Source organism: Burkholderia sp. THE68, from assembly GCF_009938265.1.
In the GTDB taxonomy this organism is placed as follows: domain Bacteria; phylum Pseudomonadota; class Gammaproteobacteria; order Burkholderiales; family Burkholderiaceae; genus Caballeronia.
The window spans coordinates 24,520-49,388 of record NZ_AP022316.1 but is presented as its reverse complement, the minus strand read 5'-3'; the positions used below and the strand labels follow the sequence as shown (position 1 = coordinate 49,388).

Annotated in this window: 21 protein-coding genes; 7 read left to right on the top strand and 14 right to left on the bottom strand. The window is 62.7% G+C overall.

Features of this window, described 5'->3' with window-relative positions:
- Positions 1-11 precede the first annotated feature (11 nt).
- The 3 genes from BTHE68_RS13760 to BTHE68_RS13750 all read right to left on the bottom strand — a co-directional run bounded on the left by BTHE68_RS13760 (position 12) and on the right by BTHE68_RS13750 (position 3,677).
- Positions 12-2,075 carry an NADH:flavin oxidoreductase gene (locus tag BTHE68_RS13760; RefSeq protein WP_061175152.1) on the bottom strand — a complete coding sequence of 688 codons (2,064 nt, stop codon included), beginning with the start codon at positions 2,073-2,075 and terminating at the stop codon, positions 12-14.
- Positions 2,076-2,140: 65 nt separating this feature from the next.
- Positions 2,141-2,674 (bottom strand): DUF5943 domain-containing protein, encoded by a 534-nt coding sequence (locus BTHE68_RS13755; RefSeq protein ID WP_162066928.1) that lies wholly within the window; start codon positions 2,672-2,674, stop codon positions 2,141-2,143.
- Positions 2,675-2,705: 31 nt separating this feature from the next.
- Complete coding sequence (locus BTHE68_RS13750) at positions 2,706-3,677, bottom strand: dipeptidase (protein WP_061175150.1); 972 nt, start codon at positions 3,675-3,677, stop codon at positions 2,706-2,708.
- Between the two features lie 437 nt (positions 3,678-4,114).
- Between BTHE68_RS13750 and BTHE68_RS13745 the strand changes: the two genes are divergently transcribed.
- The gene (locus BTHE68_RS13745; RefSeq protein WP_061175149.1) at positions 4,115-5,113 is read left to right on the top strand and encodes a GlxA family transcriptional regulator; all 999 of its coding nucleotides are present in this window, start codon (positions 4,115-4,117) and stop codon (positions 5,111-5,113) included.
- 706 nt (positions 5,114-5,819) lie between these two features.
- Here the strand turns inward: BTHE68_RS13745 and fdhA are convergent.
- A complete protein-coding gene (fdhA, locus tag BTHE68_RS13740) occupies positions 5,820-7,016 on the bottom strand; it encodes a formaldehyde dehydrogenase, glutathione-independent (protein ID WP_162066927.1) in 1,197 nt (398 codons plus the stop codon).
- A gap of 227 nt (positions 7,017-7,243) precedes the next feature.
- On the opposite strand from fdhA, the gene betI reads away from it, so the two are divergent.
- Genes betI through betA form a run of 3 tightly spaced genes read left to right on the top strand, consistent with a single transcriptional unit; the run spans position 7,244 to position 11,058 of the window.
- Complete coding sequence (gene betI / locus BTHE68_RS13735; RefSeq protein ID WP_162066926.1) at positions 7,244-7,831, top strand: transcriptional regulator BetI; 588 nt, start codon at positions 7,244-7,246, stop codon at positions 7,829-7,831.
- A 26-nt stretch (positions 7,832-7,857) separates the two neighbouring features.
- Positions 7,858-9,327, top strand: coding sequence for a betaine-aldehyde dehydrogenase (betB, locus tag BTHE68_RS13730; protein WP_162066925.1), 1,470 nt, complete (start codon positions 7,858-7,860; stop codon positions 9,325-9,327).
- A gap of 12 nt (positions 9,328-9,339) precedes the next feature.
- Positions 9,340-11,058: a choline dehydrogenase gene (gene betA, locus BTHE68_RS13725; RefSeq protein ID WP_162066924.1), complete on the top strand. Its 1,719-nt coding sequence runs from the start codon at positions 9,340-9,342 to the stop codon at positions 11,056-11,058.
- A gap of 73 nt (positions 11,059-11,131) precedes the next feature.
- On the opposite strand, the gene BTHE68_RS13720 is transcribed toward betA, so the two are convergent.
- The 8 genes from BTHE68_RS13720 to BTHE68_RS13685 form a co-directional block, all read right to left on the bottom strand.
- Positions 11,132-12,550: an MFS transporter gene (locus BTHE68_RS13720; protein WP_162066923.1), complete on the bottom strand. Its 1,419-nt coding sequence runs from the start codon at positions 12,548-12,550 to the stop codon at positions 11,132-11,134.
- A gap of 131 nt (positions 12,551-12,681) precedes the next feature.
- A complete protein-coding gene (locus BTHE68_RS13715) occupies positions 12,682-12,945 on the bottom strand; it encodes a hypothetical protein (protein ID WP_162066922.1) in 264 nt (87 codons plus the stop codon).
- Entirely contained in the window at positions 12,942-13,379 is a 438-nt protein-coding gene (locus BTHE68_RS13710) for a dihydroneopterin aldolase (RefSeq protein ID WP_162066921.1), read from the bottom strand. The genes BTHE68_RS13715 and BTHE68_RS13710 overlap by 4 nt, the downstream gene beginning before the upstream one ends.
- Positions 13,376-14,029 carry a sarcosine oxidase subunit gamma gene (locus BTHE68_RS13705; RefSeq protein ID WP_162066920.1) on the bottom strand — a complete coding sequence of 218 codons (654 nt, stop codon included), beginning with the start codon at positions 14,027-14,029 and terminating at the stop codon, positions 13,376-13,378. The genes BTHE68_RS13710 and BTHE68_RS13705 overlap by 4 nt, the downstream gene beginning before the upstream one ends.
- Entirely contained in the window at positions 14,019-17,021 is a 3,003-nt protein-coding gene (locus tag BTHE68_RS13700; RefSeq protein WP_162066919.1) for a sarcosine oxidase subunit alpha family protein, read from the bottom strand. Before BTHE68_RS13700 ends, BTHE68_RS13705 begins: the two co-directional genes overlap by 11 nt.
- On the bottom strand, positions 17,018-17,317 hold the full coding sequence (locus BTHE68_RS13695) for a sarcosine oxidase subunit delta (protein ID WP_061175133.1): 300 nt from the start codon (positions 17,315-17,317) through the stop codon (positions 17,018-17,020). Before BTHE68_RS13695 ends, BTHE68_RS13700 begins: the two co-directional genes overlap by 4 nt.
- Positions 17,318-17,337: 20 nt before the next feature.
- Positions 17,338-18,582 (bottom strand): sarcosine oxidase subunit beta family protein, encoded by a 1,245-nt coding sequence (locus BTHE68_RS13690; protein ID WP_061175132.1) that lies wholly within the window; start codon positions 18,580-18,582, stop codon positions 17,338-17,340.
- Between the two features lie 40 nt (positions 18,583-18,622).
- Positions 18,623-20,017, bottom strand: a complete 1,395-nt coding sequence (locus tag BTHE68_RS13685) for an L-serine ammonia-lyase (RefSeq protein WP_162066918.1) — start codon at positions 20,015-20,017, stop codon at positions 18,623-18,625.
- Positions 20,018-20,374: 357 nt separating this feature from the next.
- Here BTHE68_RS13685 and BTHE68_RS13680 point away from each other — a divergent pair, with 357 nt between their 5' ends.
- The 3 genes from BTHE68_RS13680 to BTHE68_RS13670 all read left to right on the top strand — a co-directional run bounded on the left by BTHE68_RS13680 (position 20,375) and on the right by BTHE68_RS13670 (position 22,741).
- Complete coding sequence (locus BTHE68_RS13680; RefSeq protein WP_162066917.1) at positions 20,375-20,689, top strand: hypothetical protein; 315 nt, start codon at positions 20,375-20,377, stop codon at positions 20,687-20,689.
- A 141-nt stretch (positions 20,690-20,830) separates the two neighbouring features.
- Complete coding sequence (locus BTHE68_RS13675) at positions 20,831-21,919, top strand: GlxA family transcriptional regulator (RefSeq protein WP_162066916.1); 1,089 nt, start codon at positions 20,831-20,833, stop codon at positions 21,917-21,919.
- Positions 21,920-21,973: 54 nt separating this feature from the next.
- Complete coding sequence (locus BTHE68_RS13670) at positions 21,974-22,741, top strand: class II aldolase/adducin family protein (RefSeq protein WP_162066915.1); 768 nt, start codon at positions 21,974-21,976, stop codon at positions 22,739-22,741.
- An 85-nt stretch (positions 22,742-22,826) separates the two neighbouring features.
- Here BTHE68_RS13670 and BTHE68_RS13665 read toward each other — a convergent pair whose 3' ends face one another.
- Positions 22,827-23,774: a choline ABC transporter substrate-binding protein gene (locus BTHE68_RS13665; protein ID WP_162066914.1), complete on the bottom strand. Its 948-nt coding sequence runs from the start codon at positions 23,772-23,774 to the stop codon at positions 22,827-22,829.
- A 101-nt stretch (positions 23,775-23,875) separates the two neighbouring features.
- Positions 23,876-24,868, bottom strand: coding sequence for a GlxA family transcriptional regulator (locus BTHE68_RS13660; protein WP_162066913.1), 993 nt, complete (start codon positions 24,866-24,868; stop codon positions 23,876-23,878).
- Between the last annotated feature and the right edge of the window lies 1 nt (position 24,869).

Sequence of the window (24,869 nt, the reverse complement as noted above, 5' to 3'; positions counted from 1 at the left end):
CAATACCCTCGTCAGAAGTCTTTGCAGAGGCGCAGCGAATCGTAGATCGCGCTGTGGATGTTGTGCATCGAGATACAGTCGCCGACGCGGAACAGCAGGAAGCGTCCGTTGCCGAGCTCTTCACTAAGCGACGGCTGCGGTTGCGACGCGAAGAGGGTGTGCACGTCGATCTGCCCGCGATTGAGCGACTCGGGCTTGAGCTTCCAGTAGAGCGCGTCATTCGGCGTGATGCCGTTCTCGATGATGACCTGATCCACCGCGCGCTCTTCCTGCTCTTCCGTGTATTCGTTGCGGATCACGGCGATCTTCTTGCCGTCTTCCTCGTACACCTTGTCGAGCCAGTAGTTCGGCGTGTGGATCACGCCTTGCGCATAGAGCCGGCGATAGAAAATCGGGAACGTGGTGCCGCCGGTGTCGTCGGCGACCTTCACATCCGGCGTGACGATCTCGACATTGCTGCCGCGCGACGCGATGAAGTCCGCGACGCCCGCGCCCGCATGAGTGCTCACACCGTCATACACGAGCACGTTCTTGCCCGGCTCGACCTTGCCCGAGAGAATGTCCCATGAACTCACTGCGAGTCCCTGCTCGACGCCCCATGCAGGCACCTGATTCGTGAACGACGAGCCGCCCGTCGCGAGCACGACGATGTCCGGCTTCTCCGCCATGATCATCTTGTCGTCGGCCGCGACACCGAGACGGCGATCGACGCCCAGGCGCTTCGTTTCCATGTCGAACCAGCGCACGATGCCGGCCATCTGTTCGCGCTGCGGCGCTTTCGCGGCGAGCATGATCTGACCGCCGACATACTCGTTCTTCTCGAACAGCACGACGTCATGGCCACGCGAACGCGCGACGCGCGCCGCTTCCAGACCCGCAGGCCCCGCGCCGACCACCACGACCTTGCGCTTCGGCCCGCGCGTCTTTTCGATGACATGCGGCATCGTCTCTTCACGCGAGGTCGCTGCGTTCTGCACGCACAGCACATCGAGGCCGTTGTACTGACGGTCGATGCAATAGTTCGCGCCGACGCACTGCTTGATTTCATCCTCGCGGCCATCGCGGATCTTGATGACCATGTGCGGATCGGCGATCTGCGCGCGCGTCATGCCGACGAGATCGACCATGCCGTTGGCGAGCAGACGTTCGGCCTGGCCTGCGTCGCGAATGCTCTGCGCATGCATGATCGGCAGCTTCACGACCGACTTGATGCCCGCCGCGAGATGCACGAACGGCTCGGGCGGCAGCGCCATCGGCGGCATGCAGTTGGCGAGCGTGTTGTGTGTATCCGCGCCCGAACCGATCACGCCGACGTAATCGATGAGGCCGCTTTCGGACATCGCCTGCGCGATCTCCTTCAGGTTCTCGTGAGAGAGGCCGTCTTCATGGAACTCATCGCCGCACATGCGCAGGCCGACGCAGAAATCCGCGCCCACGGCTTCGCGCACGGCCTTCAGCACTTCCGTACCGAAGCGCAGACGGTTCTCGAGCGAGCCGCCCCATTCGTCCGTGCGGAAGTTGGTGCGCGGGCTCCAGAACTGATCGATCAGATGTTGATGCGCGGCGGAAATCTCGATGCCGTCCATGCCCGCATCCTTCACGCGCTTCGCGGCTGCGGCGAAGTCCTGGATGATGCGCTTGATCTCTTCCACTTCGATGATCTTCGCGTTGCCACGATGCACCGGTTCGCGCACGCCCGAAGGCGACATCAGATGCGGCCAGTGCTCGCCGTGCCATGCGGAACGGCGGCCCATGTGCGTCGCCTGAATCATGATGAACGCGCCATGACGATGCATTGCTTCGGCGAGACGCGAAAGCGGATCGATGACCTTGTCGGTCGCGAGATTCACCGACTTCCACCAGCCTTGCGGGCTGTCGATCGAAACGGGACTCGAACCGCCGCACACGGCGAGGCCGACGCCGCCCTTCGCCTTCTCCTCGTAGTAACGGATATAGCGGTCGCCGGGCAGGCCGCCCGGTTCGGCATAGACCTCCGCGTGCGCGGTGCTGACGATGCGGTTGCGCAACGTGAGCTTGTTCAGCTGGAGAGGCTTGAAAAGGTTCGGGTAACGCATTGCGATCGACCTCGGGATGGTTTTATCTGCGACTACTTTGCTGCTGCGCTGTCTCCGGCGCTCTCTCAGGCAAGCGGCGACACTTCGAACACGCAGTGATCGTGTCCTTCGGCGGCGCACTGCGTCTCGATCGACTTCGAGCGCGGGCCTTTCTTTGCGCTGTCGGACGCGGTGTCGTTGACCCAGTCCATCGCGCCTGCGAACCAGCCCGCGAACATGTAGCAGAGCTTGCCCTGCTTGCCCGGCTGCTGAAGCACGAACGACGAGTGACGCAGATGAATGCGCGCATGCGAAGTCGAAGGATCGGCCTCGACGATGTCGAACAGGCCCCAGCCGCGTTGCGACAGACGCTTCAGGTAATGCTCGAACACGGCCATGCCGGCGATGCCGTGCTTCTCGGCTTCCTTGTCGCACCAGTGATACGCGGACTTGTAGCCGGCCTTGTAGAGAATCTCGGCATACGTGTCGCGCCCGAGCGCTTCCTCGACGGCGACGTGATTGTTCGTGAAGAAGTGGCGCGGCACGTAGAGCATCGGCAGCGCGTCGGTGGTCCAGACGCCGGTTTGCGGATCGACATCGATAGGCAGTTGCGGTTGCATCGCAGGGTTCCTGTGTATTTGTCGTTGATCGTCAGACGTTCCAGACTTCGCCGAAGTAGCGCATCCAGTTATCGCCCATCACTTTCTTGATGCGCGATTCGCTCCAGCCCGCCTTTTCCATGGCGGCGGTGAGGTTCGGAAACTCGCCGATCGTGCGGATGCCTTCGGGATTCACGACCTTGCCGAAGTTCGTCAGGCGGCGATAGCGGCCCTTGTCGTGCGTGATCCAGTCGAAGAATTCGGTGCTGTAGCCTTGCGTGAAGTCGGTGCCGATACCGACCTTGTCTTCGCCGATGACATCGATCACGTATTCGATCGCTTCGAGATAGTCGTCGACGGTCGCGTCCGGACCTTTCTTAAGGAACGGCGAGAACATCGTCACGCCGACGAAGCCGTTCGCATCGGCGATTTCGCGAAGTTGCTCGTCCGTCTTGTTGCGCGGATGATCCTTGAGCCCCGACGGGCAGCAGTGCGAGTACGTGACGGGCTTCTTCGAGCAGGCGATCGCATCGGAAGAAGTCTTCGCGCCGACGTGCGACAGATCGACCACGATGCCCACGCGATTCATTTCATGAATCACTTCCTTGCCGTAACCCGACAGGCCGCCGTCCGGCTCATAGCAACCGGTGCCGACGAGGTTCTGCGTGTTGTAGCAGAGCTGCACCACGTTCACGCCGAGTTCCTTGAACACTTCGATATAGCCGAGGTTGTCCTCGAACGCATACGAGTTCTGGAAGCCGAAGATGATGCCGGTCTTGTTCTCCTTCTTCGCGCGCAGGATGTCGTCGGTCGTGCGCACGAGCGTGAGGATTTCGCTGTACTCGCGGATCTGCTGCTTCATTTCCGCGATGTTGTCGATGGTCTTCTGAAAGTCCTCCCAGACCGAGACGGTGCAGTTCACGGCGGTGACATTGCCCTTTCGCATGTCTTCGAACACGGAGCGCTCGAACTTGGAAATATTCAGTCCGTCGATGATGATGCTGTCGTTGTGGAGGGTGCTCATCTGGGTGTGCTCCGCGTGCCGGGAAGTGGGGGAAAGACAAAGGTCTGACGGGCTTTGCAGCGCCTGATCGATACCTTTGCCGTTGCGTCTATTCTTGTCTGTCGCCCTGCCGGTCAATTTATGAATTTAGACGTGTTCTTTGCCTTTTCCGACATGCGCGTCTGTTTTCGACAAGTGGCGAATTACGATTCGGTGTAGCGCGTTTTTTTGTGTGTCCTGCTGCACTGCATCGGAACGATCGTGCGCTATGGCAGTGCGCGGCTTATGGCGTATGGCCCGGCCCGGTGCGCGCGCGCAGCGAAGCATGCACGGTGCCTCGCATTGCTCAGGGTTTAGCCTGATGGCATGGTAGTTGCACTCGAAACCAAAATTGCGAAAGTGGCAAAGCGCCGCAAATGACGGCGCCAATCAATAGATTCCAAGGAATCAGTCCTCACATGTCCTCCGATCGCACGGCGTCGCTGTCCCACTTCGCGTTCATGCCGCTTCCCAACTTCACGATGATCGCGTTCACGAATGCGATCGAAGTCCTGCGCATGGCGAACTATCTGACGGGGCAGCCGCTTTATCGATGGTCGATCGTGAGTCCGGAGGGCGGACCGGTGACGGCGAGCAACGGCCTTTCCGTCGATACGGGTCCGGTGGATTGCGTGGGGCAGCCCGACATCGTGTTCGTGGTCGGCGGCATCGACGTGCAGCGTTCGACCACGCCGGAGCATCTTTCCGCGTTGCGCCGTTTTGCGCGCACGGGCAGCGTGCTTGGCTCGCTTTGCACCGGCACCTATGCGTTGGCGCGTGCGGGTCTGCTGGCCGGTTATGCGTGCGCGATCCACTGGGAGAACATGTCGGCGCTCAAGGAGGAGTTTCCCGACACGCGGTTTCTCAAGGAGCTGTTCGTTATAGATCGCGATCGCGTGACGTGCACGGGGGGCGTCGCGCCGCTCGACATGATGCTCAATCTGATTGCGGCGCGCGTCGGCACGGCGCGGGTTACGCAGATCGCGGAGCAGTTCATCGTCGAACATGTGCGCGATGTGAATGCGCAGCAGCGCATGCCGCTGGTCGCGCGGCTGGGGTCGGCGAACAAATCGCTCTTCGAGGTCATCTCGTTGATGGAGAACAATATCGAGGAGCCTTTGTCGCGGGAGGAGCTCGCGCGGCTCGCGGGGATGTCGCAGAGGCAGTTGCAGCGGTTATTTCGCGAGCATCTCGGGATGACGCCGACGCATTACTACCTGACGTTGCGCTTGCGGCGCGCGCGGGAGTTGTTGCTGCAGACGGATATGTCGATCATGCATATCACGATGGCTTGCGGGTTTCAGTCGGCTTGTCACTTTTCGAAGAGCTATCGCGATGCGTTTGGGACCGCGCCGACGCGGGAGAGACGGAAGCAGGCTCCTTCTTTGGCTGCTGTTTCTTCGGTTTTGGTGGCTTGAGGGGTTTGTTGGGTCTGGTTCCGCCGGATCCCGTTAGCGTGTCGGTCTGTTGGCGTTGCCCCTGTGCGGGGCGGCAGTCACTTTCTTTGCTGCTGCAAAGAAAGTAACCAAAGAAACAGCTTTCCCCATCCAAAGTACTTCATGCCGGCCCCGGCACAGGCGATCGGTCTTGGCACAGCAGTAGCGAGTGCCCTCGTAGGCCAGACCGGGCTTGGACCGCACACGGTCTGACACATCGCACCACAAAGCAAACTGGTTCAGCACGAAATGGCTCCGGCCCGCTTCGCGGCCGCTGGGTCAATCGGGTCTGCGTGTGCTTCTGCGCTTCTCTTTTCTCGTCGGGTTTCCCTTGCATACCCGACGGCAGCGCGTAGCGCTGTGCCGAAGCTATTTCGTGCTGAACCAGCGCGCTCAAACGACTAGCTTGTCAGACCGTGCGCGGTCCAAGCCCGGTTAGGCCTACGAGGGCACTCGCTACAGAGGCCACGAGCGAGGAGAAGAATACCCAAATTGCGTGTGACCGCGGGCGTCTCGAGCTGCTTTCTTTGGTTACTTTCTTTGCAGCAGCAAAGAAAGTGACTGCCGCCCCGCACAGGGGCAACGCTAATAAACCAACACCCTCACGGGATCCGGCGAAAGCGCAAAGAAAGCGCAAAGAAAGCGCCCCCAGCGAACCAACCTCGCCAGGGGCAACAACAAAAAACCGTCAAGCAGCCTTCAACAACCCATGCGGATCGATGACAAACTTCCTCGGCGCTCCGCCATCAAACTGCCGATATCCTTCCGGCGCTTCCTCAAGCGACACCACCGACACATTGACGATATCGGCAATCGGCAACCGATCCCACAAAATCGCCTGCATCAGATTGCGGTTGTACTTCATGACCGGCGTCTGCCCGGTATGGAACGAATGCGACTTCGCCCAGCCAAGACCGAAGCGAATGCTGAGACTGCCCTTCCTGGCAGCAGCATCGACAGCACCCGGATCGTCGGTCACGTAAAGCCCCGGAATACCGATCGCGCCCGCCGCCTTGGTAATCTCCATCAGCGAATTGAGCACCGTCGCCGGCGCTTCGTGACCGCTGTCACTCCCGTGCCCATGCGCCTCGAAACCCACGCAATCAACGGCGCAATCCACTTCCGGCCTGCCCAGAATCTGCTCGATCTGCTCGCCGAGCGTCGCATCCTTCGACAGGTTGATCGTCTCGAAGCCCATCGCGCGCGCATGCGCCAGACGCTCCTCGTTCATGTCGCCGACGATCGTGCACGCCGCGCCCAGCAAGCGCGCCGACGCCGCCGCCGCCATCCCGACCGGCCCCGCTCCCGCGATATACACCGTCGAACCCGGCCCCACGCCCGCCATCACGGCGCCGTGATAACCCGTCGGAAGAATGTCGGAGAGGCACGTGAGGTCGCGAATCTTCGACATGGCCTGCGCCTTGTCGGGAAACTTCAGCAGATTGAAGTCCGCGTACGGCACCATCACGTATTCCGCCTGGCCGCCGATCCAGCCGCCCATGTCGACATAACCATACGCGCCGCCCGCGCGCGACGGATTCACGTTCAGGCATACGCCCGTGTTCTGCGACTTGCAGGTCGGACAGCGTCCGCACGCGACGTTGAACGGCACCGAAACGAGATCGCCGATCGCAAGCGTCTCGACATCACGCCCCACTTCGATGACCTCGCCCGTGATCTCATGCCCGAGCACGAGGCCGACCTGCGCAGTCGTGCGGCCGCGCACCATGTGCTGGTCCGAACCGCAGATATTGGTGCTGACTACTCTCAGAATGACGCCGTGGCCGATGTCGCGGCCGCGTGGATCGACCATTTTCGGATAGTCGATGGATTGCACTTCGACCTTGCCCTGCCCCAGATAAACGACGCCGCGATTGCTGCTCATTGATCGTCTCCTTGTTTCGTGGACGGCACGCGCGGTACACCCGAGGGATGACCGCGCCCGTGCAACGAGGGTAGCGCCGCTGCGAAGCCGCGACTGTCACTCAATGCGACGCGCGTTTGACTGAATCCGACATCGCGCCCCGAAACCCTTTCGACCCGGTTTTTATTGATTGACCGTTCAAAATAAAAAAACTAGTATCGGCGCACAGTTTTCAGATCGACGCCACCATGCCCAAGCTCGGAATGCGCGAGATCCGCCGCGCGCAACTCATCGACGCCACGCTGCATACCATCGACCAGTCGGGACTCGCGGGCGCGACGCTCGCATCCGTCGCGCAGCGGGCGAGCACGTCGACGGGAATCGTCAGTCATTACTTCGGCGACAAGGACGGCCTGCTCGAAGCCACCATGCGTCACGTGCTGCGCTCGCTGTGGCAAGGCACGTCACGCCGTCGCAAGGCCGCGAAGCCCGATCCGCGCTCGAAGCTGCGCGCGGTCGTCGCGGCTAATTTCGATGTCGAACAGGTGAACGGGCCGGTCATGAAAACGTGGCTCGCGTTCTGGTCCGAGAGCATGCACAAGCCGGAATTGCGCAGGCTGCAGCGCGTGAACACGCGGCGTCTGCATTCGAATCTGTGCGCGGATTTCGCCCGCTCATTGACGAAGCCCGCCGCGCGGCGCGCCGCGAGCGGTCTCGCCGCGCTCATCGACGGCTTGTGGCTGCGCGGCGCGCTCGCCGGCGAGCCGTTCGATACCAAAGGCGCGCTGCGCCTCGCCTACGACTACATCGACCTCGTGCTGGACGCGCGCGGTTGAACCCACATCTTTTGAAGGAGCGCGACATGTCGGCATTCGGAGAGCAACGGCTTTTTATCGGCGGCGAATACGTCGATGCGACGAGCGGCGAAACCTTCGACACGCTCGATCCCGCCACCGGTGAAACGCTCGCGCGCGTGCAACAGGCGTCGCAGGCGGATATCGATCGCGCGGTGCGTTCCGCGCGCGAAGGCCAACGCGAATGGGCCGCGATGACCGCGATGCAGCGCTCGCGCATCCTGCGCCGCGCGGTCGATCTGCTTCGCGCGCGCAACGACGAACTCGCCGCCATCGAGACGCGCGATACGGGCAAGCCGATCGCGGAAACGCGCGCCGTCGACATTGTCACGGGCGCGGATGTCATCGAGTACTACGCGGGGCTCGCGACCGCCATCGAAGGCGAACAGATTCCGCTGCGCGAATCGTCGTTCGTGTACACGCGGCGCGAACCGCTCGGCGTGTGCGCGGGCATCGGCGCATGGAACTATCCGATCCAGATTGCGTGCTGGAAGTCCGCGCCCGCGCTCGCCGCAGGCAACGCGATGATCTTCAAGCCGAGCGAAGTCACGCCGTTGACCGCGTCGAAGCTCGCGGAGATCTATATCGAAGCCGGTGTGCCCGCGGGCGTGTTCAACGTCGTGCAAGGCGATGGCCGCGTCGGCGCGATGCTCGCGGAACACGGCGGCATCGAAAAGATATCGTTCACGGGCGGCGTCGAGACGGGCAAGAAAGTGATGGCGCGCGCGGGCGGATCGACGCTCAAGGAAGTCACGATGGAACTCGGCGGCAAGTCGCCGCTCGTCGTATTCGACGATGCCAACCTCGAACGCGCCGCCGATATCGCGATGAGCGCGAACTTCTTCAGCTCCGGACAGGTGTGCACGAACGGCACGCGCGTGTTCGTGAAGCGCGGTGTCATCGACAAATTCGAAGCGTTGATTCTGGAGCGTGTGAAGCGCATACGCGTCGGCGCGCCCGATGATCCCAGCACCAACTTCGGGCCGCTCGCGAGCGCGGCGCAACTGGAGAAAGTGCTCGGCTTCATCGAGAGCGGCAAGCGCGAGGGCGCGCGGCTCGTCGCGGGCGGCGCGCGCATGACCGATGGCGCATTCGCGCGCGGCCAGTATGTCGAGCCGACCGTGTTCGCCGATTGCCGCGACGACATGCGCATCGTGCGCGAGGAAATCTTCGGGCCGGTGATGAGCATTCTCGCGTTCGATGACGAAGACGAAGTCATCGCGCGCGCCAACGATACGGACTACGGTCTTGCGGCGGGCGTCGTGACGGAGAATCTGTCGCGCGCGCATCGCGTGATTCATCGGCTCGAAGCGGGTATCTGCTGGATCAACACGTGGGGCGAATCGCCTGCGGAGATGCCGGTGGGCGGCTACAAGCAATCGGGCATCGGGCGCGAGAACGGCATCGCCACGTTGAATGCCTATACGCGCGTCAAGTCCGTGCAGGTCGAGCTCGGTCCCTATCAGCCCGTGTTTTAAGGAGCATTTGCGATGAGCGTGAACGAATACGACTACATCATCGTCGGCGCGGGATCGGCGGGCAACGTGCTCGCGTCGCGTCTCACCGAAGACGAGGACGTGACCGTGCTGCTGCTCGAAGCGGGCGGGCCGGACTATCGCTTCGACTTTCGCACGCAGATGCCTGCGGCGCTGGCTTATCCGCTGCAAGGGCGTCGCTATAACTGGGCGTATGAAACCGAGCCCGAGCCGCATATGAACAACCGCCGCATGGAATGCGGGCGCGGCAAGGGGCTGGGCGGATCGTCGCTCATCAACGGCATGTGCTATATCCGCGGCAATGCGCTCGACTACGATAACTGGGCCGCGCAGCCGGGTCTCGATGACTGGAGCTATCTCGACTGTCTGCCGTATTTCCGGAAGGCGGAGACGCGCGATATCGGGCCGAATGCGTATCACGGCGGCGATGGTCCCGTACATGTGACGACGAGCAAGCCCGGCAACAATCCGCTCTTTGCGGCGATGGTCGAGGCCGGCGTGCAGGCCGGTTATCCGCGCACCGAAGACTTGAACGGCTACCAGCAGGAAGGTTTCGGTCCGATGGATCGCACCGTGACCGCGAACGGACGTCGTGCGAGCACGGCGCGCGGGTATCTGGATCGCGCGAAGCATCGCGGCAATCTCACGATAGTGACGCACGCAACGACCGACCGCGTGCTGTTCTCGGGCAAGCGGGCGATCGGTGTCGCGTATCTGCATGGGGGGCAGCGTGTCACGGCCCATGTGCGGCGCGAGGTGCTGGTGTGCAGCGGGGCGATTGCTTCGCCGCAGTTGCTGCAGCGCTCGGGCGTGGGGCGGGCGGACTGGCTGAAGGCGTTGGAGATTCCCGTGGTGCACGATCTGCCGGGTGTCGGTGAGAACTTGCAGGATCACCTCGAGATGTACATGCAGTACGAATGCAAGGAGCCTGTGTCCCTGTATCCGGCGTTGCAGTGGTGGAATCAGCCGGCGATCGGGGCCGAATGGCTGTTGAACGGGACGGGTGTCGGCGCGAGCAATCAGTTCGAAGCGGGCGGGTTCATCCGCACGCGCGATGACGATCCTTGGCCTAACATTCAGTACCACTTTCTGCCGGTGGCGATCAACTACAACGGATCGAACCCGATCAGGATGCATGGGTTCCAGGCGCATGTTGGATCGATGCGCTCACCGAGCCGCGGGCGCGTGAAGCTCAAGTCGCGCGATCCGCATGTGCATCCGGGCATTCTGTTCAATTACATGGCCGATCCGCTCGACTGGCGCGAGTTCCGCGATGCGATTCGCATCACGCGCGAGATCATGCGGCAGCCTGCGCTTGCGCGGTATCGCGGGCGCGAGTTGCATCCTTCCGATGACCTGAAAAGCGACGCGGAGCTCGATGCCTTCGTGAGAGCGAAGGCGGAGACGGCTTATCACCCTTCGTGCTCCTGCAAGATGGGGTACGACGATATGGCTGTCGTGGATGGAGAAGGACGCGTGCACGGGATGGAAGGACTGCGCGTCGTCGATGCTTCGATCATGCCGCAGATCACCACGGGCAATCTCAATGCGCCGACGATCATGCTGGCGGAGAAGATCGTGGATCGGATTCGGGGAAGGGAGGCGTTGGGGCGCGTTGCTACGCCGTATTTCGTGGCGGAGGGGAAAAGGGCGCGAAGTCGTCAAACTTCATTTGCGTCCCAGATTGCTGCGCCGTCTCTAGCGCGCGATTAATGTCCGACTGCGAAAAAAAAAAGGCCGCGCTAGCGCGGCCTTCAAATCGCCCTACCTCATACCACCTGCACAATCACTCCCTGGCCGAAACCAGCACGCCACTTCCTTCCTGCTCTTCTGCCTCTGAGACCAGCGTCTCCAGTGCAAGCCCTTTCGTCTCGATCCCGAGCACCCAGACCGCCAGCGCCGCGATCACGAAACACAGCGCCCCGAGCGAAAACACGCCGCCTTGTCCGAACGCAGGCAACACCACACCCACGACATAAGGCCCGATCAACGACCCCACTCGCCCGATCGCCGATGCGAACCCCGACCCCGTCGCGCGTGCTCCAGTGCCGTACAACTCCGGCGTATACGTGTAAAGCACGGCCCACATCGCGAAGAGAAAGAACTGCATCGCGAGGCCGGCACAGATGAGCAGCGTCGGCGTCTCCGCATGCAACGCGGTCTGCCCATACACATAAGCCATGACGCCGCTGCCGATGAGCGATGCGATGCAAGTCGGCTTGCGTCCCCATCGCTCGACGAGCCACGCCGCGCACAAGAACCCCGGCACGCCGCCGAGCGAGATCAGCACCGTGTACAGCACCGACTTCGTCACGGCGAAGCCAGCCTGCTGCATCAGCGCGCCCAGCCATGACGTCAGTCCGTAGAACCCGAGCAGCGCGAAGAACCACAGCATCCACACCATCACCGTCCGCCGCCGATAAGCCGCGCTCCAGATCTCGCGAAACGCGCCACCGCCCTTTTTTGCAGGCGGTTCGGCGAGGATCGAAGGCGCCGGCAAGCGACTCAGACCCTTCGCCTTCATCACCTTCAATTCGACGTCGGCGAGCACGCGCTCGGCTTCGGCAAATCGGCCGCGATGTTCGAGCCAGCGCGGCGACTCCGGCACCACGCGACGCACGATCAGCACGAACACCGCTGGAATCGCGAGCAACGCGAACTCGGTGCGCCAGCCGAACTTCGGCAGCACGAAATACGACACCACGCCCGATGCGATGAAGCCGAGCGGCCAGAAGCCGTCCATCAGCGCGATCAGTCTGCCGCGCGAAGCCGCTGGCACGAATTCGGAAAGCAAGGTCTGCGCGATGGGAAATTCCATGCCCATGCCGATACCCAGCAGCACGCGATAGAAGATCAGCGCATCGACGGATTGCGCGGTCGAGCACAGGTACGACGCCAGTCCCCACAGCACCATGCTCCACTGGAACACGGGCCGCCGTCCGAACCGGTCCGCGAGCAGGCCCGCGAAAGCCGCGCCCAGCACCATGCCGAAGAAGCTCGCGCTCGCCACCAGCCCCGCCATCGCGGTCGAGAGGCCGAACTCGGTCTTGATCGAGCCGAGCACGAAGGTCATCGTGCCGAGATCGACGGAATCGAAGAAGAACGCAATCGCGATGATGATGAAGATCGTGCGGTGATACCCGGAAAACGGCAGGCGTTCGAGCCTTGCCGCAGCGCTCGCGCGTGGATGCGTGGCGGTAGACATGTCATCCCTCTCGATGCGGCATGCGCCGCGTGGACGTGGCGATCAAAACACTCTGAACAAAGCGTTTTCAGTAGACGCCGACATAAATCCGCGACATAGAAGATTTACGTCATCGGGATGGAACACACACGTCATGCGCCAAACCGCACCCGCGCCGCCGCCGCAATCCGCATCACCGCCTCCACGCTCAACCGCGCCGCCACCGTCTTCACATACTCATGATGCCGCGCCTCCAACGGCGCATCCAGATACTGCGCGTGCAGATATCGAATCAACGCAATACGCCGATGCTTCAACGCGATGCTCCGATCGAGCAACGCGAGCGCCGCGCCCGCGTCGTGCTTCTTGCAGGCACGCTCGGAAAGCTGCGCGGTTGCATCGCGCGACGCATTCATCGCACGGACGCATGTTGCGCGGCGGCGTTCAATCGCCACGCGTCGTAATCCGCGCGCCGCCAGTCGAGTTCGAGCCCAAGCCGCTTCGTCCCTTCACGAATCTTCGGCTTGTGCAGCACGAGCGTAAGCGCATCGAGCGCAGGCCACTCATCGAACGACAGCGCGGCGACCTCGACCGCAAGCGTCTCGAGCAAACGCGTATGCCCCTTCGTCTCGAGAAACGCGCTCACCCGATTGCACCACGCTTCGTAATCGATCAAGCCCTCGCCCGATTCATGCGGCATGCCGCGATACCGTAGACTCGCATCGATGCACACCGGTTGCGGCCCTTCATGCTCATGCTCGTACAGACCGACGCGCGTCTTCACGATCAACTCGTCGACGATCACGCGCCAGCCCTGCCCACCTGCTTCGAGCGGTTCGAAAGGCTTCATGAGATGAGCGGCTCGGCGGCGTCGAGCATGATCTTCACGAAGTAATCGGCGAAGCTGCGGCGCACGATGATCTCGAAGCGATCGCCGCCGAGCGGCACCAGCGTGATCGACGCCTTGAAAAAGTGGCTCTGCGCGCACTGCCCTTCACCAAACAGCTTGGGATGCAGATCGAGCGGACAGCCGCGCGAGAGCACTTCGCGCGTCTTCGGGCCATCGATTTCGAGCACCGTATAACCGCTGCCGATATCCACCGCCGCAGAGAACTGCCCGACGAACGCATCGCGCAACTTCGCTTCGAGCGGCGCGGGACGCGAGGCGTCGTGCGCCGTATCGGAATGCACGAGCCATTCATCGGGACCGAGCCACAGCATCGTGTAACCGTTGCCGCGCGCGATCGTGTTCGGCTTCTCGGGCGGCGTACAGCCGATCACGCTCTGCACCGACTTCACGAAAGCCGCATCGCGCGTATCGCCGCGCACGTTCACGAGCGCGAGAAACGGCCGCTCCGTCAGACGAAATGCCTTCGGCGAGCCGCTCTGATGCGCTTTCATCAATGCATCGGCGCCGACGAGCGGAGACTCCTGCCACACACCCTGTCCGCTGATTGCGCGATCGACGACCGTCGAGGAACTCTTGATTTCATTCAACATGCTGACGTGCTCCTTCGCTGTCGTAGAACACCGAACTGGTGATTTTTGCGTTGACTCGCTTGCCGTTCGCGAGCGGAATCATGACCGATTCGCCGATCTTCTCGAGACCGCCCTTCACGACGGCCAGCGCGATCGAGCGCTTCAGAATAGGGCTGTAGTAGCTCGACGTGACATGGCCGAGCATCGGCGCGGTGTCGCCCTGGAACGGACCCGCGACGATCTGCGCGCCTTCCGGAAGCACGTACGAAGGATCATCGGTGAGCAGGCCGACGAACTGCTTGCGCCCCTGCTTCGCCGTATCCGAACGCGTCAGCGAACGCTTGCCGAGGAAGTCCTTCGACTTCGCGACGAGACCGCCCATGCCGAGGTCGTACGGCGTCATCGAACCATCCGTATCCTGGCCGACGATGATGTAGCCCTTCTCCGCACGCAACACGTGCATCGTTTCCGTGCCGTACGGCGTGATGTCGAATTCCGCGCCCGCGACCATGAGCGCTTCCCACACCGCGCGTCCGACGTTGGCCGGCACGTTCACTTCATATGCGAGCTCGCCCGAGAAACTGATACGCATCACACGCGCCGATGCGCCCGCCACCGTGCCATCGCGATAGCTCATGAACGGGAACGCCGCGTTCGCGAAGTCGATGTCCTGACACACCTTCTGCAGCACCTTGCGGCTGTTCGGGCCGACGACCGCGAACGTCGCCCAATGGTCCGTCACGGATGCGAGACGCACGCGCATGTCGGGCCATTCGGTCTGCAGCCAGCGTTCGAGCCACGTCAGCACGCGCGCCGCGCCGCCGGTGGTCGTCGTCATCATGTAGTGCTGTTCGCCGAGACGCACGGTGACGCCGTCATCGAAGATCATGCCGTTTTCGTCGAGCATCAGACCGTAGCGGCACTTGCCCACTTCGAGCTTGCTCCACGGATTCGTGTACATCCAGTTCAGGAGCTTCGCCGAATCCGGACCCTGAATGTCGATCTTGCCGAGCGTCGATGCATCGAGAATGCCCACGCTCTGACGCACCGCCAGCGATTCGCGCGCGACCGCCGCGTGCATGTCCTCACCCGCCTTCGGGTAGTACCACGGACGCTTCCAGTTGCCGACGTCCTCGAACATCGCGCCGTTCTCGACGTGCCATTCGTGGATCGCGGTCTTGCGCACCGGATCGAGGAACTCGCCCAGCTCGCGGCCCGCGAAGGTGCCGAAGGTGACAGGCGTGTAATTCGGGCGGAACGTCGTCGTGCCGGTCTCGGGAATCGTCTTGCCGAGCGCCTGCGCGAGAATCGCCATGCCGTTGATGTTGCCGAGCTTGCCCTGATCGGTGCCGAAGCCCATCGCCGTATAACGCTTCACGTGCTCGACGGATTCGAAGCCTTCACGCGCGGCGAGATAGATGTCCGCCGCGGACACGTCGTTCTGGAAATCGACGAACTGCTTCGGGCCGCGCGTCGACAGGTCCTTGTTGCCGACGATCCACAGCGGCAGCATCGGCGCCTCGACGATTTCAGCGACCTGCACGGAATTCGGCTTCGCGACGATATGACCCGCCGCGCGCGCCGCTTCCGCGCCCGCATCGACGCCGTGACGAATGCCGCGCGCCAGCGAGAACTCGCCTGCACATGCGCCGACGCTGCTCTCCGGCTGCATCGCCTTGCCGGGAACGAAACAGGCTTTCTCGTCGTGCCAGTGCGCCTTGCCGCCCGATTGCGCGAACAGGTGAAGCACCGGGCTCCAGCCGCCCGACATCGCGATCAGATCGCATTGCAGTTCCGTCTGCTTCTGCCCGACCTGGCCCTTCGCGTACGAAGCCACTTCCACCGACGCGACGCGCAGCTTGCCGCGCGCCACCGTGATCACCGTGTTGTTCATCACGCGCACGCCGTAGCGGCGCGCGGCCGCGGGTAACGCACCCTTCGATTCGGACGGACGCGGATCGACGACGGTCACGTCGGCGCCTGCCGTCTTCAGATCGAGCGCGCATTGATAGGCGTCGTCGTTGTTCGTGAATACGACCGCGCTGCGGCCCGGCAGCACCGCATAGCGATGCAGATACGTCGACACAGCCGACGCCAGCATGATGCCCGGCAGATCGTTATTGCCGAACACGATCGGACGCTCGTGCGCGCCGGTCGCGAGCACCACGCGTTTGGCGCGCACCTTCCACATCAGTTCACGCGTGCCCTCGCGCCTCGACACGGGCAGATGCTCCGTCAAACGCTGCGTGATCGTGACGAGGTTGTGATCCTGATAACCGAACGCCGTGCTGCGCGAAAGAATCTTCACGTCGGGCATCTTGCGCAGTTCGGCTTCGATCTTCTGCACCCATTGCAGCGCGGGCTTGCCATCGATTTCCGCGCGGCACGACAAGAGCGAACCGCCGAGTTCGCGCTGATCGTCGACGAGAATCACACGCGCACCCGACAGGCCGGCCGCATGCGCCGCCGCGAGACCCGAAGGACCGCCGCCGACCACGAGCACGTCGCAATGGGCGAAACACTTGTCGTAGCGATCGGCATCGAGATGCTTGGGCGCTTCGCCGAGACCGGCCGCATCGCGAATGACTTCTTCGTACTTCGGCCAGAACTTGCGCGGCCACATGAAGGTCTTGTAGTAGAAGCCCGCGGGAATGAAGCGCGCGATCTTCTGATTGACCGCCATGCGATCGTTCTCGATGTTCGGCTTCGCGTTCACGCTCTGCGCGACGAGGCCCTGATACAGCTCCACTTCGGTCGCGCGCGCGTTCGGCACGGTATAGGCGCCGGTTTCGAGCTGCACGACTGCATTCGGTTCTTCGACACCCGCGGTGATGATGCCGCGCGGCCGGTGATACTTCCAGCTACGCGCGACGAAGTGCTCGCCGTTCGCGAGCAGCGCGGAGGCGAGCGTGTCGCCTTCGTAGCCCTGATAGGTCTTGCCGTTGAACGTGAAGGTGACGGGAATCGCGCGATTGATGCGCCCGCCCATGCCGAGTCGGTCTTTCTGGCTCATTTCGACGTGCCTCCGTTGTCGGACATGACAGCCAACGGACGGTCGAACGTCTCGTAGCCCTGGATTTCATAACTGACGGTATCGCGCTGCACCTTGAACCAGCGGCGGCAGCCTTGCGCATGGTTCCATTGCTCGCGATGCACGCCGCGCGGATTCTTGCGCATGAAGAGGTAGTCGCCCCATTCGCGGTCAGTGAGTTTTTCGGTGTCGAGCGGGCGCGCGATATCCGCTTCGCCGCCGCAGGAGAATTCGGTTTCGGCGCGCGGCCCGCACCAGGGGCATTCGATCAGCAACATGTTTCTTTTCCTCGATGCGGTTAGTGAGCCACGGCAGCCGCGCCGTGTTCGTCGATCAGATGACCGGTATAGAAGCGATCCAGCGAGAACGGCGCGTTCAGTGCATGCGGCTCGTCCTTCGCGATCGTGTGCGCGTACGCCCAGCCCGAGCCCGGCGTCGCCTTGAAGCCGCCCGTGCCCCAGCCGCAGTTGAAGTAGAGGCCCTTCACGTCGGTCTTGGAGATGATCGGGCACGCATCCGGCGACACATCGACGATGCCGCCCCACTGGCGATTCATGCGCACGCGCGAGAACACGGGGAACATTTCGACGATCGCTTCCAGCGTGCCTTCGATGATGTGAAAGCTGCCGCGCTGACCGAAGCCCGCGTACTGATCGACGCCCGCGCCGATCACGAGATCGCCCTTGTCGGACTGGCTGATGTACGCGTGCACCGCGTTCGACATCACGACCGTGTTCACCACCGGCTTGATCGGCTCGGACACGAGCGCCTGCAGCGGATGGCTTTCGAGCGGCAGGCGCACGCCGGCCATGTCGGCGAGCGTCGTCGTGTTGCCTGCGGCGACGACTGCGACCTTTTTCGCCTTGATGAAGCCCTTGGTCGTATCGACGCCCGTCACCTGATTGCCGTCGCGGCGAATGCCCACCACCTGGCAGTTCTGGATGATGTCGACGCCCGCGCGATCCGCGCCGCGCGCAAAGCCCCACGCCACCGCATCGTGACGCGCCACGCCGCCGCGACGCTGAATCGACGCGCCCAGCACCGGATAGCGGCTGTTCAGATTGATGGTCGGCTCGATTTCCTTGATCTGCTGCGGCGTGAGGAACTCGGCATCGACGCCGTTCAGGCGGTTCGCGTTCACGCGGCGTTCCGTGTCGCGCACATCCTGCAGCGTGTGCGCGAGATTCATCACGCCGCGCTGGCTGAACATCACGTTGTAGTTGAGGTCCTGCGAGAGACCTTCCCACAGCTTCATCGCCTTCTCGTACAGCGCGGCCGATTCGTCCCACAGATAGTTCGAGCGCACGATGGTCGTGTTGCGCGCGGTGTTGCCGCCGCCGATCCATCCTTTCTCGAGAATCGCGACGTTCGTGATGCCGTGCTCCTTCGCGAGGTAATACGCGGTCGCGAGACCATGACCGCCGCCGCCGACGATCACCACGTCGTATTCGCGCTTCGGCTCGGGGCTGCGCCATTGGCGCTCCCAGTTCTCGTGATACGACATGCCGTTGCGCAGCAGGCTGAATATCGAGTAGCGGCTCATGGGTGTTTCCTATGGTGCGGGGTTTATGCGTTTGGGCAGTTCAGCATTCGATGACGTTGACGGCGAGACCACCGCGCGACGTCTCCTTGTATTTCGTCTTCATATCGGCGCCGGTTTCGCGCATGGTCTTGATGACCGAATCGAGCGACACGTAGTGCTTGCCGTCGCCCTTCATCGCCATGCGCGCGGCGTTGAGCGCCTTGATCGCGCCCATCGCGTTGCGCTCGATGCACGGAATCTGCACCAGCCCGCCGACGGGGTCGCACGTCATGCCGAGGTTGTGCTCCATGCCGATCTCGGCGGCATTTTCCACTTGCGCGGGCGTGCCGCCCATCACGGCGGCGAGCGCGGCGGCGGCCATCGAGCACGCGACGCCCACTTCGCCCTGGCAGCCCACTTCCGCGCCGGAGATCGAAGCCGTTTCCTTGTAGATGATGCCGATGGCCGCAGCCGTCAGCAGGAAGCGCACGATGCCTTCGTCGTTCGAGCCATGCATGAACTTCACGTAGTAGTGCAGCACGGCGGGAATCACGCCGGCGGCACCGTTGGTCGGCGCGGTGACGACGCGGCCGCCCGAGGCGTTTTCTTCGTTGACGGCCATCGCGTAGAGATTGACCCAGTCGAGCATCGACAAGGGATCGCGCAGCGACTCTTCGGAGCGCGAGCGCAACGAAGCATTCAGATCGGCGGCGCGGCGCTTCACGTGCATCGGGCCGGGCAATTCGCCGCGTTCCTTGCAGCCGCGCTCGACGCACGCGGCCATTACGCGCCACACCGCGAGCAGGCCTTCGCGCACCTCGGCTTCGGTGCGATTCGCGCATTCGTTCTGCATGGTGACGTCGGCGATAGACAGCCCTGTCTCCTGGCAGACGCGCATCAGATCGTCGCCGGTGCGAAACGGATGCGGCACCGGGTTGCTCGCCCGCAAGCCGTTCACGCGATCGCCCTCGCGATTCACGACGAAGCCGCCGCCGACCGAGTAATACTCTTTCTCGACGAGCAACTGGCCGTTCTCGTCGAATGCCTGAAAGCGCATGCCGTTCGGATGCACGATGCTCGATCCCGGCGCGCCCGGCATCAGCTTGCGATAGAAGCCGATGTGCTCGCGCTCCTCGAACACGACATCGTGTTTGCCGAGCAGCTTGAGGCGCTTCGTCGCGCGGATTTCGGCGAGGCGCGGCGCGATCATGTCGGGATCGATGAGATCGGGCAGATTGCCTTCGAGGCCGAGCAGCACGGCCTTGTCGGTGCCGTGGCCCTTGCCGGTCGCGCCGAGCGAGCCGAACAGTTCGGCGCGCACGCGCGTGACGAAGGCGAGCAGATTGGCGTCCTCGACATGCGACGCGAAACGGCACGCCGCGATCATCGGCCCGACGGTATGCGAGCTGGAGGGTCCGATGCCGATCTTGAACAGATCGAAGACGCTGACATTCATGGGCGAGTCCCTGGTTTTGGCGCGGTTTCGGTATGGCTCTCATTGCACCAAACCCTGCAAGGACTCGATAGAACAAAACCGCCATCGAAATGGGATCGCGACGTCAGGGTCCCGTTCGCGTCGCGCAGGGCGAGGTTTTTTCGCGGGAATACCCGCGCGCCCACGCAAATCGAGGCCTAACAGAGCGTTTCGCGCGCGGCGCGTTTTTGCGCATCTTCGTTGCACTTTCCCTGTTTTTGAGACTGGTCCGAGGTGCTGGAAGAACGTGCCTCGGTATATTCCCTAGGTTCTCCGTTGCGCCGTGCCAGCAGGTTCCGGTGCGCTTTCCACCCTGTCCCGTTTCTCCAGCTTGCATCGATGGAAACTCACGCCTTACCCGACCAGTTCTTCAAATCCTGGGTCCTCGCTTTTCTCGTCGGCGCGGCTGTCGTCGGTACGCTCCAGGTTATCGATCTCCTCGCCGTCGATCGCGTGCTCACGCGTCAGGCGCCCGTCTGGGCGGCGCTGGCGCTGCTCTGCTCGATCGATCCGGTGCTGCGCTACTTCGGCGTGTTGAAGGCCGAAGTCGAGCAGCGCTGGGGCGATTACACCATCGCGAGCGTACTCGGCCGCGCGACCGGCGCGCTGATCGGCGGCGTCTTCGCATGGGCGTTCGCCGTGCTCGGCGGCTGAAGCACGCCTTTCCCCTTTCCCGCTTTTCTCGTTCATGCGGCCGGCGTCACGCGACGCTGGCCGCGTTCTTTCTGACGCGCGCCCGAGGCTTGCAGCCGGGTGTTATGCTCGACGGATAACATCCAGCCGCATGTCGCCCGCATGAACGCCGCCGAGTCCCTTCCGCCGTCTTCCATCGACGGTCAATCGAAATCACGTATCCGCTTCGGCATCATTCTGTTGCCGAACTTCACGCTGACTGCGTTCGCCGGTTTCGTCGACCTTTTGCGCCTGTCCGCCGACGAAGGCGATTTCAGCCGCCCGGTGCGTTGCTCGTGGAGCGTGATCGGCGAGACGCTCGCGCCGGTGCGCGCGAGTTGCGGCATCCAGATCACACCGTGGGAAACCTACGATCAGGCCGAGCCGTTCGACTACGTCGTGGTAGTCGGCGGCCTGCTGCATTCCGGTCCCGCCACGAGCGAGGCGACGCTGCAGTTCATCCGCCGCGCTGCCGCATCGAATGCGACGCTCGTCGGCATGTGCACGGGCGTGTTTTCGCTGATGCGCGCGGGCGTGCTCGAAGGACATCGCATCTGCGTGAGCTGGTTTCATTACTGGGATTTCGTCGAGCGTTTTCCGCATGCCGATGAACGTGCGCTGGTCGCGGACCGGCTCTTCGTCATCGACAGAAGGCGGATCACGTGTTCGGGCGGGCGCGCGTCGATCGATGTCGCCGCCGCGATTCTTCTGCGTCACTTCGAGACGGCGACGGTGCAAAAGGCGCTGCGCATCCTGCTCGTCGACGACATGCAGAAAGGCAACGCGCCGCAGCCGCATCCGCCGGGCCTCGCGCCCGCGACGCATCCGAAAGTGAAACGTGCGATCCTGCTGATGGAGCAGCACGTCGGGCGTTCGCTTACGCTCGATGAACTCGCGCACAAGCTCGATTTGTCGACACGGCAACTGGAGCGCCTCTTCAAGGCCGAGACCGGCAAGGCGCCGCAGGCTTACGCGAAGCAGGTGCGGCTGCGCACGGCCGCATGGCTGCTGACGAGTTCGGACAAGACCGTCGCCGATATCGCGTCGAGTTGCGGTTTCTCCGATGCCTCGCATCTCGGCCGCGAGTTCCGCAAGCAGTTCGGTGTGCCGCCGATGATGTATCGCGAGCAGGGCGGCGCACAGGATGCGCAGGAAGCGAATCAGGCAATGGATTACGACGAAGTTTTTCCGGGCCGCGCGCAGGCAATCTAGACGGCTTCCTTTCCGTCAAGCGTTGCGCGGCTCGTCAAACCCAGGAGGAACGGCATGCAGACTCACGGATATTCGCAGGAAGAATGGACGATGCGTTGCGATCTCGCGGCGCTTTATCGCGTGATCGGATACTTTCGCTGGACCGACATGATCTTCACGCATATCAGCGCGCGCGTGCCGGGCTCCGACCATCACTTTCTGATCAACAGGTATGGCGTGCTGTTCGACGAGATGCGGGCGTCGGATCTGGTGCGTATCGACAGCGAAGGCAGGCCGGTCGAAGCGCGTGCGGGCGACGATCCGGAGCGGTATCGCGTGAATCCGGCGGGCTTCACGATTCATTCGGCCGTTCACATGGCGCGCCCCGATGTGGTGTGCGTCGCGCATACGCACACGGCGGCGGGCGCGGCGGTGTCGGCGCAGAAGCAGGGGCTTTTGCCGATCAGCCAGCATGCGCTGAAGTATTACGGGCATCTCGCGTATCACGATTACGAGGGGATCGCACTGGATCTCGCGGAGCGGGATCGGCTCGTGAATGATCTCGGCGCGCATAACGCGATGATTTTGAAAAATCATGGATTGCTGACTTGCGGAAAGTCGATTCCCGAGGCGTTTCAGGAAATGTATTTTCTTGAGCGAGCCTGTGAGATTCAGATTCGGGCGTTGGCGGGGAATGCGGAACTGAATTTGCCGTCGCAGAAGGTTTGTGAGTTGACGGCGGAGCAATATCGACGGGATGAGGCGGATGGGATTATGGCGCTGCAGTGGGAGGCGGCGTTGAGGATGATTGAAGGAGGTGGGAGGACGGATTATAGGAGTTGATGATACGCGTGCGCCCGGGTCGCGCCGCCTGACTCCAAGCGCGGCTTTGGCAATCCGATTAGATAGCCAAAGCCGCACCCGTCGATCAGTTCCCCCCCGCCACATACGCCTTCACCGCCGGCAACCCTTCCTTCCCATCAATCGTCTTCACCCCCGCGAGCCACTTGTCGAGCACGCCCGGATTCGCTTTCAGCCATTCACGCGCCGCCTTGTTCGCATCCGTCTTGTTCATGATCGGCAGCATCACGTGGTTCTCAATATCCGTCGTGAACTGCAAATTCGACACGAGCCTCGCCACATTCGGGCAGCGCGTGTCGTAGTCGGTCGGCGTGACCGTCAGAACCTTCGCTTCGCCGTAGTTCGGCCCGAACACGTCATCGCCGCCCGCCAGATAGTCGATCTTCATCTGCACGTTCATCGGATGCGGTTCCCAGCCGAGGAACACGATCGGCTTCTTCTCGCGAAAGGCGCGATTCACCTCGACGAGCATGCCCGCCTCGCTCGACTCCACGAGCTTGAACTTGCCGAGCCCGTACATGTTGCTGTCGATCATCTTCTTGATGAGCGCGTTGCCGTCGTTGCCCGGCTCGATGCCGTAGATCTTGCCGTCGAGCTTGTCGTAGTTCTTCGCGATGTCACTGAAGTTCTTGATGCCCGCCTGATACGCATAGTCGGGCACCGCAAGCGTGTACTTCGCGCCCGTGAGGTTCGGCGTCGGCAGGATCTTCACTTGATTCGCTTTCCTGAACGAATCGATCATCGGGTCCATCGTCGGCGACCAGTAGCCGAGGAACACGTCGATCTGCTTGCTCTTCACGCCCGCGAACGTGATCGGCACCGAGGCGATCGTCTTCGTCGGGTTGTAGCCGAGGCCCTGCAGAATGGTCGATGCAAGTCCGGTGGTCGCGGCGATATCCGTCCAGCCGACATCCGCGAAACGCACGTTCTTGCACGCGGCAGGCTCGGCCGCATTCGCGGCATACGCACCCGACAGCATCGCCGTGGCCAGCGACGCGATCCACAAGCATTTCATGTATCTCTCTCCCAGTTTTTTAAGGCACGAAGGCACGAACAGACCCGCGCGCGCGACTCGGCCGAGTCCGCACGGAGCGAGGAAAGCAGACCAGCAGGACGTCAGGCCGATAAACGGCGCTCCACGCTCGGCGCATGACCGAACTGCGCGCGATACGCCTTGCTGAAGTGACAAGGGGAATGGAAGCCGCAGATGCTCGTCACGCGCGCAATGGATGCATCCGTGTTGCGCAACAGCTCGCGCGCGCGGCGCAGGCGCAGCGTCAGGTAGTAATGCGTCGGCGAGACATTGAGGAACATCTTGAACATGCGCTGCAAATGCCGCTGCGACAGATGCACGAGACGCGCGAGTTCTTCGAGCGACAGCGGCTCTTCGATGTTCGCCTCCATCAGCCGCACGACTTCGACCAGCTCGGCGCGCGAAAAGCCGACGCGCGCATCCACGGGAATGTGCTGGTAATCCGTCGAGCCGCGAATCCGCTCGACGATGAATTGCTCCGACACCTGCGCCGCATGCGCCTGTCCGAGCCGCATGCCGACGAGATTGAGCATCAGGTCGAGCGGCGCGGTGCCGCCCGTACACGTCATGCGGTCGCGATCGATCACGAACAGCTCGTCCGCAAAACGCACGTGCGGAAAGCGCTTGTTGACCGGCGACATGTCTTCCCAATGCAGCGTGCAGCGATAGCCATCGAGCAGTTTCGCCGCGAGCAGCGCATACGGTCCGGTGCAGATGCCGCCGAGCGGAATGCCCGCCTCATGCGCGCGCTGCAAGAGCGCGATCACCTTGTCGTCGACATGATCGGCGACGTGCCAGCCCGCGCACACGATCAGCACGTCCGGCATGCCGGCCTCGTCGAGCGTGACGGTCGGCTTCACGGTGATGCCGTTGCTCGCACGCGCCGGTTCGCCGTCCGGCGTGATGATCGACCATCGATAATGCTGCGCGCGGCCGACGTAATTGGCCATGCGCAGCACCTCGACCGCGCTCGTGAACGCGATCATCGAGAAGTTCGGCAGCGTGAGAAAGCCGAAGTGCGCGAGATTGGACAACGGTGAATCCGTAACCGCTGGGACGATCGCGTCGCGCTTCATG